This is a genomic window from Actinomyces sp. zg-332, from assembly GCF_011751945.2.
Lineage (GTDB): Bacteria > Actinomycetota > Actinomycetes > Actinomycetales > Actinomycetaceae > ZJ293.
The window spans coordinates 1,478,634-1,493,365 of the sequence record NZ_CP064951.1 but is presented as its reverse complement, the minus strand read 5'-3'; the positions used below and the strand labels follow the sequence as shown (position 1 = coordinate 1,493,365).

The window sequence follows — 14,732 nt, the reverse complement described above, 5'->3', positions numbered from 1 at the left end:
TAAATCAAACTACTTTTTAGCCATTGATAAACCATCAATAGTAAGTAAAACTAAGTTTACTGGTGAAAAATCAAAGTCATCTTCGGTAACTTTAGAGTTGAAAAAGCTAGTAATTTTTTCTTCATCTAAATACCCGTTGAAATATAATAACTGTGATATTTCTTCAAGCATAAATGCAACTTCTTTTAAACCACCATTATCAAAGTTATTAGCATAATGAATACTTTTTACAGGAATACGCACAGATGTGTCAGGATAAACTTTTAGTAGTTCATTTTTTATATCTGATACTAGACTTACTAAATTTTGGTTATAATCCACGGATACTTCAGATAAAATAGATTCATCACATAAATGCTGTATGAAAGCTATAAACTTTTTCTTGATAGTATTCATTATAATCCTTATGAAGTAAGTGTATTTATAATCATAACAATATATAGATAATAACAAGAAACTTTTACAAAATTTCTAAACTCTTGACGTAAAATAGCAAAATATTCTGTAAAATACTTTTAGGAAACTCAAGAATCGGACAATAAATCTGTTTTTGGCTCGTTAATACTCAAAAAGTTACACATAATAATGTAACTTTGTATTATACGTTTATCAATTGGAGGAATAATGAGTGATCTAGATAATGAATCATTTGATAATGGAGTTAAACCGAAGTGGGCGAAAATAGATGCAGAACTTCCTTTTGCAACGAAACCAGTTTCACCAGAGGATACAGGTAGTTTTAAGCCTCTTCCATGGTCTGAAAAAAATAAAACAATTGAGAACACACTTCAGGTAGAAAAAGTAACTTCATTTGAAAAAGATACAAAATTTGATAGTTCACTTATAGCTGGAAATATTGAAGAGTCAGAAGTTCAATCGACAGACGAACTAGCGAATCAGGAAAGAAAATCAATATTTAGTAGATTTTCAGAAGAATCAGTTCCTCAGAGGTCTGAAACAATAGCAGAACAAATTGTTGAGGAAAAACCGGCACAAGATTTTGATAGTACAACAGAAAAAACTCAAGATTCAAAGCTATCAGCAACCCCGCAATCCTCAGATTTTCGAGATAAGACTCCAATTGAAGAAAATAGTGCCACTAAAGTTTTTGACATTGCAGATACAGATTTACCATCTGAAAAAGTTGAAGAAAAACTAGAAATAGTAACAGATACAGCTGCAACTTTACCTAAAATTTTCAAAGATGATGCCACTGAAGAAGTACAACCGGAGTTCGAAGCTCCAATAGAGATAAATGAAGTAGAAACGACTATGATACGTCGTAGATCTTTAATGGGAGAATCTCGACAAAAAATTGAAGAAGGCTATGACGATACTCACGTGCGTTTAGCTTGGCAGCCTTTGAAACAAGAAGAGGAAAAAACTGAAGAAGAAAAGCTTGAAACCATTCTAGAAGGTGCAACTGTATATCCTACATTGCCTTCAAGAGCAGCAGCACATTGGTGGTCATTATTCTTAGCTATCTTACTTCTGCCAATTAGCTGGTTCTTCTTAAATCACGGAATGGCTAGATTAACTATGACTGAATACACTACAGCTTCGGTTACTCTTGGAACTTTGGAAGTATTGGGTGCAACAGTTGCTTTGTTAATATTCCTATTCTCCAGCCAATTCTCTTCTTTGGGTGCATTTGTTATGGGTACTATAACGACAGTTATTGCTATTCCTTTCATATTTTTCCCATCTGAAACTGATAAATACTTTGCCCCAATACACGAGCGTGCAGTAAATATGCATGGTATTACAGAAAAAATCTTTAATTATTTTTCTGAAAATGCTTATACCGGAGCTTTATTTTACTTCGGTTTAATGCTGATTTTTGTAGGTTTTATAGCTCATACAGCCAGAAGACAAGGTCGTAGAGAACAACAGATTCGTAATGATTTAGGTCTTGTTGGTGTTGATGATCGAATTGCAAAGAAAGCTAAAAAGGCTGCATTAAAAGCTGAAAAAGCTGAAATTAAAGCCGAAGCTAAAGCACAAGCAAAAGCTGAACGTAAAAATAAAAACCCTTAGTAACTTTCAATAATAAAGAATGTGTAATATATTAATATAGTCATGGAAAATAACGTTTTAACTACCTCGCCATTATTTAAAGGGATTTCTGAAGAAGATTGTAAAGAGATCTATATACTGATGCAAGATAAGGTTTTACCTAAAGGAAAACCATTATTCAAATCAGGTGATGAAAGTGATGATTTTTTTGTAATCCTGAAAGGGAAGTTGAAACTTGTTTCGTCCACTTCTGATGGTAGAGAAAATCTGGTCAGTGTCATAGGGTCTAAAGAGTTTCTAGGTGAAGTTGCACTATTCGATCCAAGGCCTCATTCTGTTTCGGCTATTGCATTGACATCAGTTAGATATTGCAGCATAAAATATGATGATTTGCGATTAGTATTGGATAGGTATCCTCGTATTTCGCAAAATATGTTACAAATATTAGCTAACCGCTTACGTAAAACTGATGAAAGTTTAAGCGACTTTGTGTTCTACGACGTACCGGGAAGAGTTGCAAAAGCATTATTACATTTAGCTGATAGTTTTGGAGAACAAGTAGACGAAAAAACTATTTTCGTTAAACATGATTTAACTCAAGAAGAACTATCACAATTAGTGGGAGCTTCACGAGAAACAGTTAACAGGGCTTTAGCAGAGTTTGTTACTCGTGGGTGGGTAAAACTAGGAATTCGATCAGTTACTATATTGGATGAAGAAAAATTACGTTATCGCACAAGATAATAATAAAATTAATTCAAAAATTCATGGGTTTATGAGCGGAACTATACCTTTATACTCTAACCTGCCCTTATCTACTTACCTAGTTAGTTGGGTATAGCTATCTGTGGATGTATAATACTTATTCTTTTTATAAAACACTAAAAACTCGTAAACAAAAAGGGCCTTGTAAGCGTTACAAAGCCCTTTAGTTAAAATTTCTATCTAATTGAAAAAATAACCTCAACTTCAACAGGTGCATCAAGTGGCAAAGCAGCCACACCAACAGCACTACGAGCATGTCCTCGTCCAAACAACTCGCCAAAGAAATCTGAGGCTCCGTTAATTACAGCAGGTTGCTCAGTAAAGTCACTTTCGCTATTTACGAAACCTGTGACTTTTACAACATCGTTAATCATATCAAGCCCGCCAACCAAACGAGCAGCAGCTGCCAGTGCATTTAACGCACATTGCTTAGCGCATTCGTATGCTTCTTCCTTTGAAACAGCTGAATTAACCTTACCTTTGAAAACTAATTCACCATTACGTATTGGCAACTGTCCAGAAGTATGAACAGTACGACCAAAACAAACAGCGGGAACATAGGAAGCTAACGGGGCGACAACTTCAGGAAGTTCATATCCCATTTCTTGTAAACGCTGAGTTAAAGAAACCTGAGTTTGTGCTTTAGATTTGCAGCCACAGGATTCGCCATTTTTACAGCTCATCAGATTTTTCCCTTTTCATGTATGCGATTAAATTATCAGAACCGGCAGGGCCTGGTACCACTTGGACAAGTTCGAAACCTTCTTCACCCCACTGATCGAGTATTGCTTTCGTTGCATGAATTAGCAACGGTACAGTAACATATTCCCATTTCTTCATGAGAAAATCATACAAAATCATTATAAAAAAAGATAGAAAATTTCTTCAAATTCTAGTTATAGTATAATCTTTATATAGCATGAGTATATTTTGGTACGAATTCTGCCAAATAAATCGTAGGAACTAAATGAGTGAACAGAAAAGTACGATATGGATGAAGTTTGTTACTACATCTGTATTGTTAGGGTTATCATTCCTAGTGCTAATTTTTCCTTTATTAGCCACAATGGGAATTGGAGTAAAATTAGGTAGCGAAGTATTTGAAGATCTACCATCCGAATTAGAAACTCTGCCTCCAAGTCAACAATCGGTTATATTGGCTGCAGATGGAAGTACAATTGCGACTTTTTATGCTCAAAATAGAATTGTTATTCCTATAAGTAAAATGTCAAAACACATTCAAGATGCAATAGTGGCTATTGAAGATAAAAGATTCTATGAACACAAAGGTGTGGATATAGAAGGAATGGGTCGAGCTTTTGTAAGAAACTTGTTAGGACAGTCATTAGAAGGTGCATCAACGCTTACTCAACAGTATGTGAAAAATGCTTTGTTAGATACTGCTATACAAAAGGGTGATGAGAGAGCGGCTAAAAAAGCTGTAGAACCAACAATTTCACGAAAGTTGAGAGAAGCTAAATATGCGGTAGCTTTGGAAAAGAAACTGAAGAAAAAAGAAATTCTTCAAGGCTATCTAAATATAGCTTCATTCGGTGCTAAAGTTTACGGTGTAGAGGCTGCGAGTCAATACTATTTCGGACATTCAGCTGAAAAGTTGACTTTGGACGAAAGCACTCTATTGGCTGGTATAACGCAATCTCCAGTTACTCTTGACCCTGTCGTAAATCCTGAGAATGCTAAAGCTAGACAAATAACAGTGGCAAGCGTCATGTTGCAGCAGAAGAAAATAACTCATGAAGACTATGACCGCATAAAAAATACCCCAGTTAAAGATTTGCTAAACATACATGATAACCAGCAAGGTTGTGCGACTGCTGGAAATTCGGCATATTTCTGTTCTTACGTTGTGAACGAAGTTGAAAAGCTTAAGGAGCTGGGTAAAACTGAAGGTGAACGCCGTAAATTGTTGTTACGCGGTGGTTTGACTATCAAAACTACGCTAGATCCTAAGAAACAGGAAGAAGCATTCGAGTCAATGAGAAAAGTCGTGCCAGTTAACGACAAATCCAATGTAAAAGTTTCAGTTACATCAGTAGAGCCTGGCACTGGAAAAATATTAGCTATGACTCAAAATACTGTTTGGGGTAGTCCGACTGAAGAAAACCCTACTGCTACGGAGGTTTCCTTCGCTGCTGACCAGTCACACGGAGGTGGATATGGAAAGCAAACTGGTTCTACTTTCAAGGTGTTTAGTTTAGCTGAGTGGTTTAATAATGGCTTCGGTGGATATGACAAAGTAGGTGGAAAATACTCATATCCTGCTAGTGCTTGGAATATTCCTTGTGCACCAGGAAGTGCTGCTAACTACTCGTTTAAAGACTTTAATGGTAGAGCAAATGGTGCCACAAGCGTGGTTGAAGGTACAAAGCAATCTTTGAACTCTGTGTATATGGCTATGGCTCAGAAAATGAACTTATGTAATATTACAGATTTAGCTGGAAAAATGGGTGTAAAACATGGAAATAATAAGCCTATAAGCACAAACCCTTCAGCAATTTTAGGTTCCAACGAAGTTCCTCCACTTTATATGACAAATGCTTTTGCATCTTTTGCTGCTAGAGGTAAGTATTGCAAGCCAAAAGCTATTGTTGAGGTCATTAAACACGATGGTGAAAAAGTTCGTTTATCTGATCAATCGTGTAAGCAAGTTATCGATGAAAATGTAATTGATAAAGCTAATGTTGTTTTGAATAAGACATGGGCGAACTACTCTGCTCCTTTAGCTGGTCGTCAAGCTGCTGCTAAAACAGGTAGTACGGATAATAACACTAATCTTTGGTTTATTGGATATACACCTAATCTGGCTACTGGTATTTGGATAGGTCACTCTGAAGGGGATGTTCCTCTAATAAACGTTACTATTGGTGGAAGATTCTATCCTGTTGTCTATGGTGAGACCCTAGGCGCTAGGATATGGAGCGGATATATGAACCAAATTGTGAAAGATTTGCCAAATACGGGATTTGTATCTGCAGATATCGGTAAAACTAACAGTGATGATGATAAGGATGATGAGGATAAGGACGAGGAAAAGAAAGACGAAGAGAAGAAGAATGATTTCTCGGATCTTCCTCCTCCACCTCCAGGTTATGAATACGTGTATGTGGACGAGTAATTTTTGTGATATTACTAGTTATAAAATTTAAGTAAAATCACTCACTACTAGTAATTATTGCAGTAAATTTACTATCTTTGTATATATGAAATGGAATGATTTGAGGTTGCCATGACTAGTGCCAGTAACAATGGTTCAAAAGTAACTAAAACTTTGGGTAAAGTATTAGGAACTGGAGTTATAGCTGGTTTATCTTGTCTTGCGTGGTCTTTTTACGAAACACGACATCCAAAAATAAGATACTATGATCTTAAAATATTGCCTAAAGAATCAGAAGCAGTAAACATACTGCATATCTCAGATTTACATTTTCGAGGTAAAAAATCTCGATGGCTTGCTAGGTGGCTGAATAATATAGATTTATTCGATGTAGATTTGGTTTTATCTACTGGAGATAACTTAGGTGCAGAAAAAGTTAATGATGAGGTTCTTTCTGCTTTGTCCCGTTTCCTAAAACTACCAGGAGCATTTGTATTTGGTTCTAATGATTATTATGCTCCTAAGAAAAAAAATCCTTTGAAATATTTCTTTATAAAAAGCCCTGTTGAAAAAGTGGAAAATGAAAAAAATATTTTGCTAGATTCTAAAGGATTAGCAGACTCCTTTGTGGAAGCTGGATGGATTAATTTGAATAATGCTAGTGGAACATTATCTATACCTCAAGGAAAGATTGAGCTTATAGGAATAGATGATCCTCACATAGGTAGAGGAATGTTTAGCGAAGAATATCCAGATTTCGAGGAAGATTCCAATGATGATAAGCCTATTGTTCGCATAGGTTTAGCGCACGCTCCGTACTTGAATGTGTTATCTGAATTTGAGCGTTTAGAGTGTAACTTGTCATGTTTTGGTCACACTCATGGAGGACAGCTATGCGTTCCATTATTTGGAGCTCTGGTATCTAATTGTGATTTACCTCCTGTATATGCTAGTGGAGTATTTTCTTTGAAAGAAATTTTCAGTTATGTAACTGGTGTTACTGGGAAGAATATTTCTGAAGTAGTTTCTAATAATGTTAAGTCTGTAAATGATTTAAAGGGATATGCTAGTATAAGTGCTGGTTTAGGAACATCTCCTATGATTCCATTGCGTTTTTCATGTGCACCAGAAGTGTCCATTATTCGTTTATTACCCTCTAGATAGTTTATTTGTATTATGAGTGGAAAGTATTTGATTTAAGGTTTATACTTTCTTTGTCTGCATTTGTACGGGATATGGCGCAGTTTGGTAGCGCGCTTCGTTCGGGACGAAGAGGACGTGGGTTCAAATCCCGCTATCCCGACGTATTTTCAAAGATTATTTTTTGGATATTTATAGTTCTTTATTTGTTATTTTTGTAATTAAGATTGTTGTCATTTTTAGGTTTTATGAATTGAATAAATTTCTTGAAGTATTTTATAATGCTACAATTTTGTTATCTAAGTGATATTTAGCTTTAATATTGCAATAAATGTGGTAAAAAATGGTTAAGTATATTAATGGGTTTGAAACAATTTTTATATTAGTGTAGGTTTTTAGGAAATAGATGTGAAAAATATCACTTTATCTGGAACTTATCATATCAAAGTGCATAATGAAAACATTTTGCTCTGATAATATGAAAGCGTATGCGTCGAAAGGATAAACATGAGTATTACAGTTAAAGCTTTGATGAAAGATGGCCCACATGAAAAGTTTTATGTAGGTGATTTGCAGCGTCGTGATCTTCGTGAAGATGATGTTTATATTGATATTAAAGCTGCTGGCATTTGTCATAGCGATATTCACACTATTAGAAACGAATGGGGAGAAGCACATTTTCCTTTGACAGTTGGACATGAAATTGCTGGTGTAGTAACACAAGTAGGTTCTAAAGTTACTCGTTTCAAAGTTGGCGATCGTGTAGGTGTAGGTTGCTTAGTATACGGTTGTGGCAGCTGTGAATTCTGTGAAAGTGGACGTGAGCAGTTCTGTAATGTAAGCCGTGTTGGAACTTACGATTCTGTTGATATTGATGGAACTATTACTCAAGGTGGATATTCACAGGGTATCGTAGTGAACGAGCGTTCAGTTTTGCGTTTGCCTGACAATATGTCTTTTGAAGATGCTGCACCTTTGCTATGTGCAGGTATCACGACTTACTCTCCACTTTCTAACTGGAATATAAAGCCAGGGGATAAAGTTGCTGTTATGGGCTTGGGTGGTCTAGGTCATATGGCTGTGCAAATAGCTGCAGCAATGGGTGCAGAAGTTACTGTTTTGTCACGTTCACTAAGAAAAGCTGAATTGGCTGAAAAACTTGGAGCAAAACGTACACTATCAACTACTGAAGAAGGCTTTTTCGATAAGTACAAGAATGAGTTCGATTTCATTTTGAATACTGTTAGTGCAAATATTGATTTAGATGCGTATTTGCGTCTTCTACGTGTAGAAGGTGTTATGTGTGTTGTTGCTTTGCCTAGTGAATCACAGAAAATTAGTTTCGGTTCCATTATTGGTGGTAACAGAATTATTGCTGGTTCTAATATCGGTGGTATTCCTCAGACACAAGAGATGCTAGATTTTTGTGCTAAGCATAACTTAAAAGCTATGATCGAAAAAATAGATGTAGATTATGTTGATGAAGCTTATGAGCGTGTAGTTAGTGGGGATGTAATGTTCCGTTTCGTAATTGATACATCAACTTTTGAAAAGTAACATTACACTATCTGTATTTGTATGGGTGTACTTCTACTACTAGAAGTACACCCATATTAGTTAGTTCCAGCTCTAGAAGTAGCATTTATAGTTATGGGTAACTGTAAAATTTGAGTGGTTATCTTGCCTTCTATTTGTACCCATGTGTCTGTACATTTATATTGAGCAATTTGAATATTGTTTTTAAAACTTGCATTATGTTCTTTTAAAGCATCTTTTAGCGCTTTGGCACATTCTTTTTGTTGGTTAATTGTTAAATTAGCTACTTTTAGGCTAATTAGTTCTACATTATTTTCTAATTCATGTTTTTGATAATAAAAACTAGCTAAAGCAATTATTAGCACAAATATAATTGTGCAAAAAAGTAGCATGTAAGCGCTTTGTATAGTAGTAAATCCATCTTCTGTTTTAAATTTTTTCATTCTACTCATCAAAGATTACCTTATTCTTTATAAACAATTGATTTTGTACGTAAATTTATTGGAGATATGTTGGGAAATAAAAATATTTTTTTCGAAACGAGTATCTCAGTATATTGATTCTTAGAATTTGTTTGAATTTTTACTTGTTCATCTCCGAATGACTTAGGTAATTTTAAGCATTCATGTATTGGTGTATTATTTTTTATGATAGTTGCACAAGAATGCGCCATATCCTGGATTTTCAAATAATTTATTGAAATATTTATTGCAAGTAATATTATGCATATAGCTAGAACTACTACTGGCATAACTAAAGCTGACTCTAAAGTGATGCTACCTTTTTCATGGGCATAATTAGCTTTTGAAAATGCTTTCAAGTGTCTTTTTATAAAGAGTTTTATTTTGTAAACGAATAAATAGTTTTTCTTAACTACACAAGAAATTACTTTATTCATATCACACTATTTCTAATGCTTTAGTGATAATTGACAGTAGCATATCTTGAACTCCACCCCCTTTAATTACAGATAAAAGTGTGCCTGCGAAAGCCACAGCACACAGTGCTATAATTGCGTATTCTGCCGTCGCAGATCCTGATTCATCGTGAAAATTTATATTTTTTAGAATATTTATTTTTTCCACTACTTTATTTTTATATTTCCTTATGGATTTTAAAAAGTTGTTACTATACATATTTTCCTTTCTATATTTTCAAAATTGTATGTTTCCACCACTTGATATGATTATTGGAAGTAGCCCTAAGAATATAAAAGATGGTAGGTAACAAACTCCCAAAGGTAGAGTAATTTTTGTACTTAGTTTTGCAATATTTTCTTGTAATGATTTTTCTTCAGATACTATTATTTCTTCTCTGATTTTTTCTAACATTTGGGTAGGAGAAATCCCTTTTTTCCAAGCATTTTCTAAAGTTGCAAGTATGCGCTTATAATGTTTGTTGGAGTCTACAAAAGTATTTTTATAAGCATCTTTCCATTCTAATCCTAATAATATTTTTCTCGCTATTTTTCTGAAGTCATCATTATTAGTTACTTTTGATAGTGTTTGTAAAATATTTGTAATTGATCCTCCTGCCGATAATCCAGCTATAATTAAATCTATAAATAATGCTGGATTAAGCGAAATACTGTTGTTTGTATTGTCTGAATTGTGAAACTTATTTATATGTTTTCTAATAAATACCATTAGTTTCATGTAATTCTTTCTGGTCAAGGTATTTGTTGAATAAAGCTGTTTAGTGATATAGCTACCACGTATTTATATCAACTATGGTGTTTTTTAGTAACTTTTTAGTCCATATTTGTCCAAATACGTAGAACACAACTCCGAGCAATAAGCATATATTTCCACTCTTACTGAAAAGTAGTATTTCAAAAGGATTCACTCCTAATAACAAAGTTAGAGTTATTGCTAATATTGGTAGGAACGACAATACTTTTATTGTAGTTTTTGCTGGAGTTATAGCTATTTGTTTATTTATTTCTAATTTTTCTTTCTTCTCAATTGTCTTTGAAATATCTGAAAGAATTTTTACCGTATTTGTCCCTAAAATTGAGCAAAAACAACATATAGTGTGTAGCTCACTTACTATTTTTTCAGAGTTATTTGCAAATCCATTAGATATGAAATTTTTAAGAGTCTCATTCCACGCTTTTTCTAAAAATTCCCCAGATTCAATGCGACTAATTAGCTCTGATATAAAAATTGCTGAGTGATTCTTGTAATTAGTAGTTGATATAGTATTTTTTACAACTCTTTTAAGTAAGTCCTTATAAAGGATTTTTTCGTATTGATTTGCTATATTTTCTAGTATTTTTCTACTACTTTTAGGGTATTTTTTGAGCTGTGTTAGTTTTGTGTATATTACTGCTAAACACAGTATGCTAATCGTTATTTTCAGCATAATTAATTAGTTCTTTTAACTTTTTCCAATCATTGGTGAAAGTAACTTTTCCTTCCTGTGAAATATTTATGCACGGAGAGCAAATTAGTCTATTATTTTCTATGCTAAACACTCCAATTTCGCTAATCCAACGGTGAATTTTATTTTCTTTTTCTTTTCTACTTAAATGTATAGCTATTTTTATTGCACTTAAACTTTGCTGAGTTATTGTTTCAACATCTAATTTAGCTAAGATTCCTAGAGATAGTATTCGTGAAGGAAGTTCTTTTACACTATTAGCGTGTATTGTGCATATTCCTCCTTCATGACCTGTGTTGAAAGCATTTAACAAGTCAGCTATTTCTTTTCCTCTGCATTCGCCGAGAATAATTCTGTCAGGTCTCATTCTCATAGCTGTATGGACTAATTGTGAAAGTGAAATCTCTCCTTTATCTTCGATATTCTTAGCACGAGCTTGTAAGAATACGCTATTTTTGTGGTTTGTAAGTAGCTCGCTTACTTCTTCGATAAATAGCACTCTTTCTTTTTCATCGAATAGTTCGCTTAGAGTAGATACTAATGTAGTTTTACCTGTTCCAGTTCCACCACTGACAATAAAAGAAATTTTAGATTTCACTATTTGTCTTAGTATCTTTTTTAGTTGAAAATGTGGAGCGTCTATTGAGAACACTTCATCAAATGGCAATACAGTTTTTGGTTTGATCCTAAGACTTATAGATGTTCCGTTTGTGCTTATGGGATCTAGAATCGCATTAAAACGTATTCCGTTTGGTAAAGTTCCATCAACTATCGGGCAAGATTCATCTAATCGCTTATTACATATTGTTGCAAGTTTTATGGCAATTTCTTTTACTTGAGTAGTTGATAAAGTTTTTCCAGTCATCTTTATCCCTGTATCACAATCAATCCATATCTTTCCATCGTTATTTATCATGATGTCTGTAACTGACTCATCTTGTAAAAAATCAGATATGTACTCTATTCCAGCTATGCTATCTTTTGAATATTTATATAAGCTATATTTATTTAATATATTTACTTGTGTATTTTGCGTATTGTTAATAGCTTCAGAAATTGATTGTCCTTTAGCTATATTTTCAGCTATTTTCTTAAAATTATCTTTTTGAGTATCTGTTAAAAATTTTATACTCATATTTTTACCCTTAGTGTTTAAAATGAAAAATTGTGGATAACTTTCATAAGTTGCATATTTGTGCATATAGTTTTTCTTTTTTCGAAAACCTATTTTCATTTATGAAAGGGTCTGTGCATTTATATTGCTTACTTAAATCGTTTGTATAGTTATATATTTTCTTTAGAAGTAAGGTTTTATTACAGTTAAGAGTGTTCTTAGATGTTTTTTCGTTACAGTATTTGATGGATTTATGAAATTTTAAGTACATTGTATTGTGTAACTTTTTATCAGGTATATTTTCTGTAAATTTCCACTTTTCCATGTTTGTTGCTTCAAAACATATAAGAGGTTTATTAACTGTTTTACTTAAAATCTTTAAAAGATTACTACTTTTGTTCTCTTTGGCATAAGAAACGAAAAGAGAAAAACTGTTATTTTCTGTATCAGATAAAATCTGCTCTGTATGAGATATGCTTAGAAATTCATCACTAACAGATAATATAACTTTATGTTGTTTTGATAAAATTGAGATAGTAGTATCATATATTCCAGTATTTACTAAAACGTAATCTACATACTCGTAAAGTCTTGTGAAGAAATTTTTATTTGTTGCGTTTATGTTTTGAATTGAGTTATCACAAATATTGTTATTTCCTACAATATAAATTTCCCCTTTATCAGATTTGTCAGACGTATATTTTATGCTTGTGTGGAAGAAATTTTCAAAGTCAATTATCGCATATTCGTCTATTAAGTCAGATAGTGAGAACTTGTATTTTACTCCCAGTAGTGAAGCAATTTCATTACTAACTGTTAGATCTAATAAACAAACTCTTTTATCGTAATCTGCTAAAAATTTAGCTACTTCTAAGCAAAGAAAACTATTTGTTAGGCTAGTGTTTGTTGAACTAAAAAATATTATATTTTCTTTATAGTTAGCTTTCAGTAAATTTAGCTTTCCTATATAGCTTGAAGAATTATTTGAGATTTTATTTTTATAGTAAGCGTTCTTTAACTCAGTTATGAATAGTAATAGCTCTTTGTCGTGTTTAGGTAAGAAAAAGCTTTGAGAACACTCATAGATATTGTTTTTATTTAATAATTCGTTTCTATTTACAGTTATTTTCCAAAAAATATTTTTACCTGATTGAAAAGGGTACAATATTGCTTGGAAATTACTTTTTGAGAATGTTTCATAATTACATTTGTTATTTGAGTTTTTATAACTTCTTCTATCTGTAATATTTTTTATCGTTATACCTAATAATAAACATAGAGTTTTTATGTGATCGCAAGCATTACACGGCTTGCACAGTACTCCAATATTAAATTTTTCGTCTGTTTTGCTCAAAAATATACCTACTTTCATATATAATTTATGTACATATTTTCTGCTACTATTTGAGAAAAAAATTATTATTTTCTAAAAATGTGGATAACTTTTATGGGAAGTGTATGCGTATAAAAAATTTATTAATGTCGATATCGTTGTTTTTGTGCTTTTTGTTCATATATTGGTTAGCAGTTTTGACAAAACCTGGGCAAGTTATTGACTTAGGAATTTTATATACCAAAGTTGACTATTCTAATTACATCAAAAATTTCTCGTACTTTTTACTTACTGAAACTACTGAGTTTGTTGTAATAGTCACAATAATTCTTATAGTTATCGTTGGTGTTGCAAAGAAAAAATATGTAGATGTTGCTTATATTGTAACTGCAATTATTTTCTCAAACGTGGCTACTCAAATATTTAAACACTATATTTTGCAACGTCCAGATTATGCTGTTTTGTATGTCTTCAAAAACTCGTATCCCTCAGGACATATGACTCTTGTAACCTCGGTGATGCTAGGATTTATGCTTATAGTTCCCGTAGCTTTCAAGAAACTTTTTAAGATTTTCGCTGTTGTATTCATGGTGTTTTTTGGCATGGCTGTTTGTGTGGCGCAGTGGCATAGACTATCTGATGTTGTGGGATCTATTTTGCTGACAACTTCAATATTTATGTTTGTTGTATTTGTGCGACAACTTTTTTCTAAGAATCAATATGTATTTCTGTCTGATTTCAATGAGAAAACTAATTTTGTTTCCTTACGAACGCAATGGACATTTACTTGGATTCTTTTAGGATTAAGCGTATTTGTTTTAGCTATTTTGTACTTTATGTTTTACTCCAGTTTGTATAATCTTGCTGATGATCCCCTACGTTTTATGAAGCTAGTTTCAACTTCTTCCTTTACAGTATTGTCTGTTTTAGTCAAATTATTTGTAGTACTTGGGGTGTCTATATTTAATACGAATTTACTTTTGAAAAGTGTTGTTTTGAAGTAATTATTTTTTTAGATTTTGTCGTTATTTGTATAAGAAAATATTTGAGTTGTATTGTTTACTTTTAAATGTTTATTATTTAAGTAATTTTTGTTTTACTAATTTTATGGAATATTTTGTTTCTTTTAAAATACCTGGTTTTAGTTTATTTTGACACGCAAGAATGAAAAATGTCACAAAAAAGTTTCTTAAAACTTAAACATTGAAAACATAAGGGTTTTAGAGTTGCAAAACAGAACTCCCCCAATATATGGTACTTCTTTTAAAAATAACCCCAATATATAGTTGAAAAAACTTTAAAAAGGTATAAAGTATTTGATTAGTGCACTA

The 14,732-nt window shown here is 32.7% G+C and carries 16 protein-coding genes and 1 tRNA gene; 7 read left to right on the top strand and 10 right to left on the bottom strand.

The annotated features are described in order from the left end of the window. Positions 1-9 precede the first annotated feature (9 nt). Positions 10-396 (bottom strand): hypothetical protein, encoded by a 387-nt coding sequence (locus HCQ94_RS05995; RefSeq protein ID WP_166982628.1) that lies wholly within the window; start codon positions 394-396, stop codon positions 10-12. 228 nt (positions 397-624) lie between these two features. Between HCQ94_RS05995 and HCQ94_RS05990 the strand changes: the two genes are divergently transcribed. Beyond that, positions 625-2,037 (top strand): AI-2E family transporter, encoded by a 1,413-nt coding sequence (locus HCQ94_RS05990; protein WP_166982626.1) that lies wholly within the window; start codon positions 625-627, stop codon positions 2,035-2,037. A gap of 120 nt (positions 2,038-2,157) precedes the next feature. Then, complete coding sequence (locus tag HCQ94_RS05985; protein ID WP_232525723.1) at positions 2,158-2,760, top strand: Crp/Fnr family transcriptional regulator; 603 nt, start codon at positions 2,158-2,160, stop codon at positions 2,758-2,760. A 197-nt stretch (positions 2,761-2,957) separates the two neighbouring features. Here HCQ94_RS05985 and HCQ94_RS05980 read toward each other — a convergent pair whose 3' ends face one another. Then, entirely contained in the window at positions 2,958-3,383 is a 426-nt protein-coding gene (locus tag HCQ94_RS05980; RefSeq protein ID WP_442858908.1) for a RidA family protein, read from the bottom strand. A gap of 70 nt (positions 3,384-3,453) precedes the next feature. Beyond that, positions 3,454-3,621: a DUF4177 domain-containing protein gene (locus tag HCQ94_RS05975; RefSeq protein WP_166978281.1), complete on the bottom strand. Its 168-nt coding sequence runs from the start codon at positions 3,619-3,621 to the stop codon at positions 3,454-3,456. 127 nt (positions 3,622-3,748) lie between these two features. Here HCQ94_RS05975 and HCQ94_RS05970 point away from each other — a divergent pair, with 127 nt between their 5' ends. From HCQ94_RS05970 to HCQ94_RS05955, 4 genes are all read left to right on the top strand, one after another. After that, positions 3,749-5,917 carry a transglycosylase domain-containing protein gene (locus HCQ94_RS05970; protein WP_166978283.1) on the top strand — a complete coding sequence of 723 codons (2,169 nt, stop codon included), beginning with the start codon at positions 3,749-3,751 and terminating at the stop codon, positions 5,915-5,917. Between the two features lie 111 nt (positions 5,918-6,028). Then, entirely contained in the window at positions 6,029-7,060 is a 1,032-nt protein-coding gene (locus tag HCQ94_RS05965; protein WP_166982624.1) for a metallophosphoesterase, read from the top strand. A 65-nt stretch (positions 7,061-7,125) separates the two neighbouring features. Beyond that, positions 7,126-7,199 (top strand) — tRNA-Pro (locus HCQ94_RS05960). A gap of 344 nt (positions 7,200-7,543) precedes the next feature. Continuing rightward, positions 7,544-8,593 (top strand): NAD(P)-dependent alcohol dehydrogenase, encoded by a 1,050-nt coding sequence (locus HCQ94_RS05955; RefSeq protein ID WP_166978287.1) that lies wholly within the window; start codon positions 7,544-7,546, stop codon positions 8,591-8,593. A 56-nt stretch (positions 8,594-8,649) separates the two neighbouring features. Here the strand turns inward: HCQ94_RS05955 and HCQ94_RS05950 are convergent, their stop codons facing one another. The 7 genes from HCQ94_RS05950 to HCQ94_RS05920 are packed head-to-tail and all read right to left on the bottom strand — an operon-like array spanning position 8,650 to position 13,233. Beyond that, complete coding sequence (locus HCQ94_RS05950; protein ID WP_166978289.1) at positions 8,650-9,024, bottom strand: hypothetical protein; 375 nt, start codon at positions 9,022-9,024, stop codon at positions 8,650-8,652. Positions 9,025-9,035: 11 nt separating this feature from the next. Further along, positions 9,036-9,470 carry a hypothetical protein gene (locus HCQ94_RS05945; RefSeq protein WP_166982622.1) on the bottom strand — a complete coding sequence of 145 codons (435 nt, stop codon included), beginning with the start codon at positions 9,468-9,470 and terminating at the stop codon, positions 9,036-9,038. A gap of 1 nt (position 9,471) precedes the next feature. After that, complete coding sequence (locus HCQ94_RS05940) at positions 9,472-9,708, bottom strand: DUF4244 domain-containing protein (protein WP_166978293.1); 237 nt, start codon at positions 9,706-9,708, stop codon at positions 9,472-9,474. A gap of 18 nt (positions 9,709-9,726) precedes the next feature. Then, positions 9,727-10,227, bottom strand: coding sequence for a type II secretion system F family protein (locus tag HCQ94_RS05935; RefSeq protein ID WP_166982620.1), 501 nt, complete (start codon positions 10,225-10,227; stop codon positions 9,727-9,729). Positions 10,228-10,279: 52 nt separating this feature from the next. Next, entirely contained in the window at positions 10,280-10,936 is a 657-nt protein-coding gene (locus tag HCQ94_RS05930) for a hypothetical protein (RefSeq protein ID WP_166978297.1), read from the bottom strand. Then, entirely contained in the window at positions 10,917-12,089 is a 1,173-nt protein-coding gene (locus HCQ94_RS05925; RefSeq protein ID WP_166982618.1) for a TadA family conjugal transfer-associated ATPase, read from the bottom strand. The genes HCQ94_RS05930 and HCQ94_RS05925 overlap by 20 nt, the downstream gene beginning before the upstream one ends. A gap of 43 nt (positions 12,090-12,132) precedes the next feature. Then, a complete protein-coding gene (locus HCQ94_RS05920; RefSeq protein WP_166982616.1) occupies positions 12,133-13,233 on the bottom strand; it encodes a P-loop NTPase family protein in 1,101 nt (366 codons plus the stop codon). A 293-nt stretch (positions 13,234-13,526) separates the two neighbouring features. Here HCQ94_RS05920 and HCQ94_RS05915 point away from each other — a divergent pair, with 293 nt between their 5' ends. Next, complete coding sequence (locus tag HCQ94_RS05915; protein WP_166982614.1) at positions 13,527-14,405, top strand: phosphatase PAP2 family protein; 879 nt, start codon at positions 13,527-13,529, stop codon at positions 14,403-14,405. The last annotated feature ends 327 nt before the right edge of the window (positions 14,406-14,732 follow it).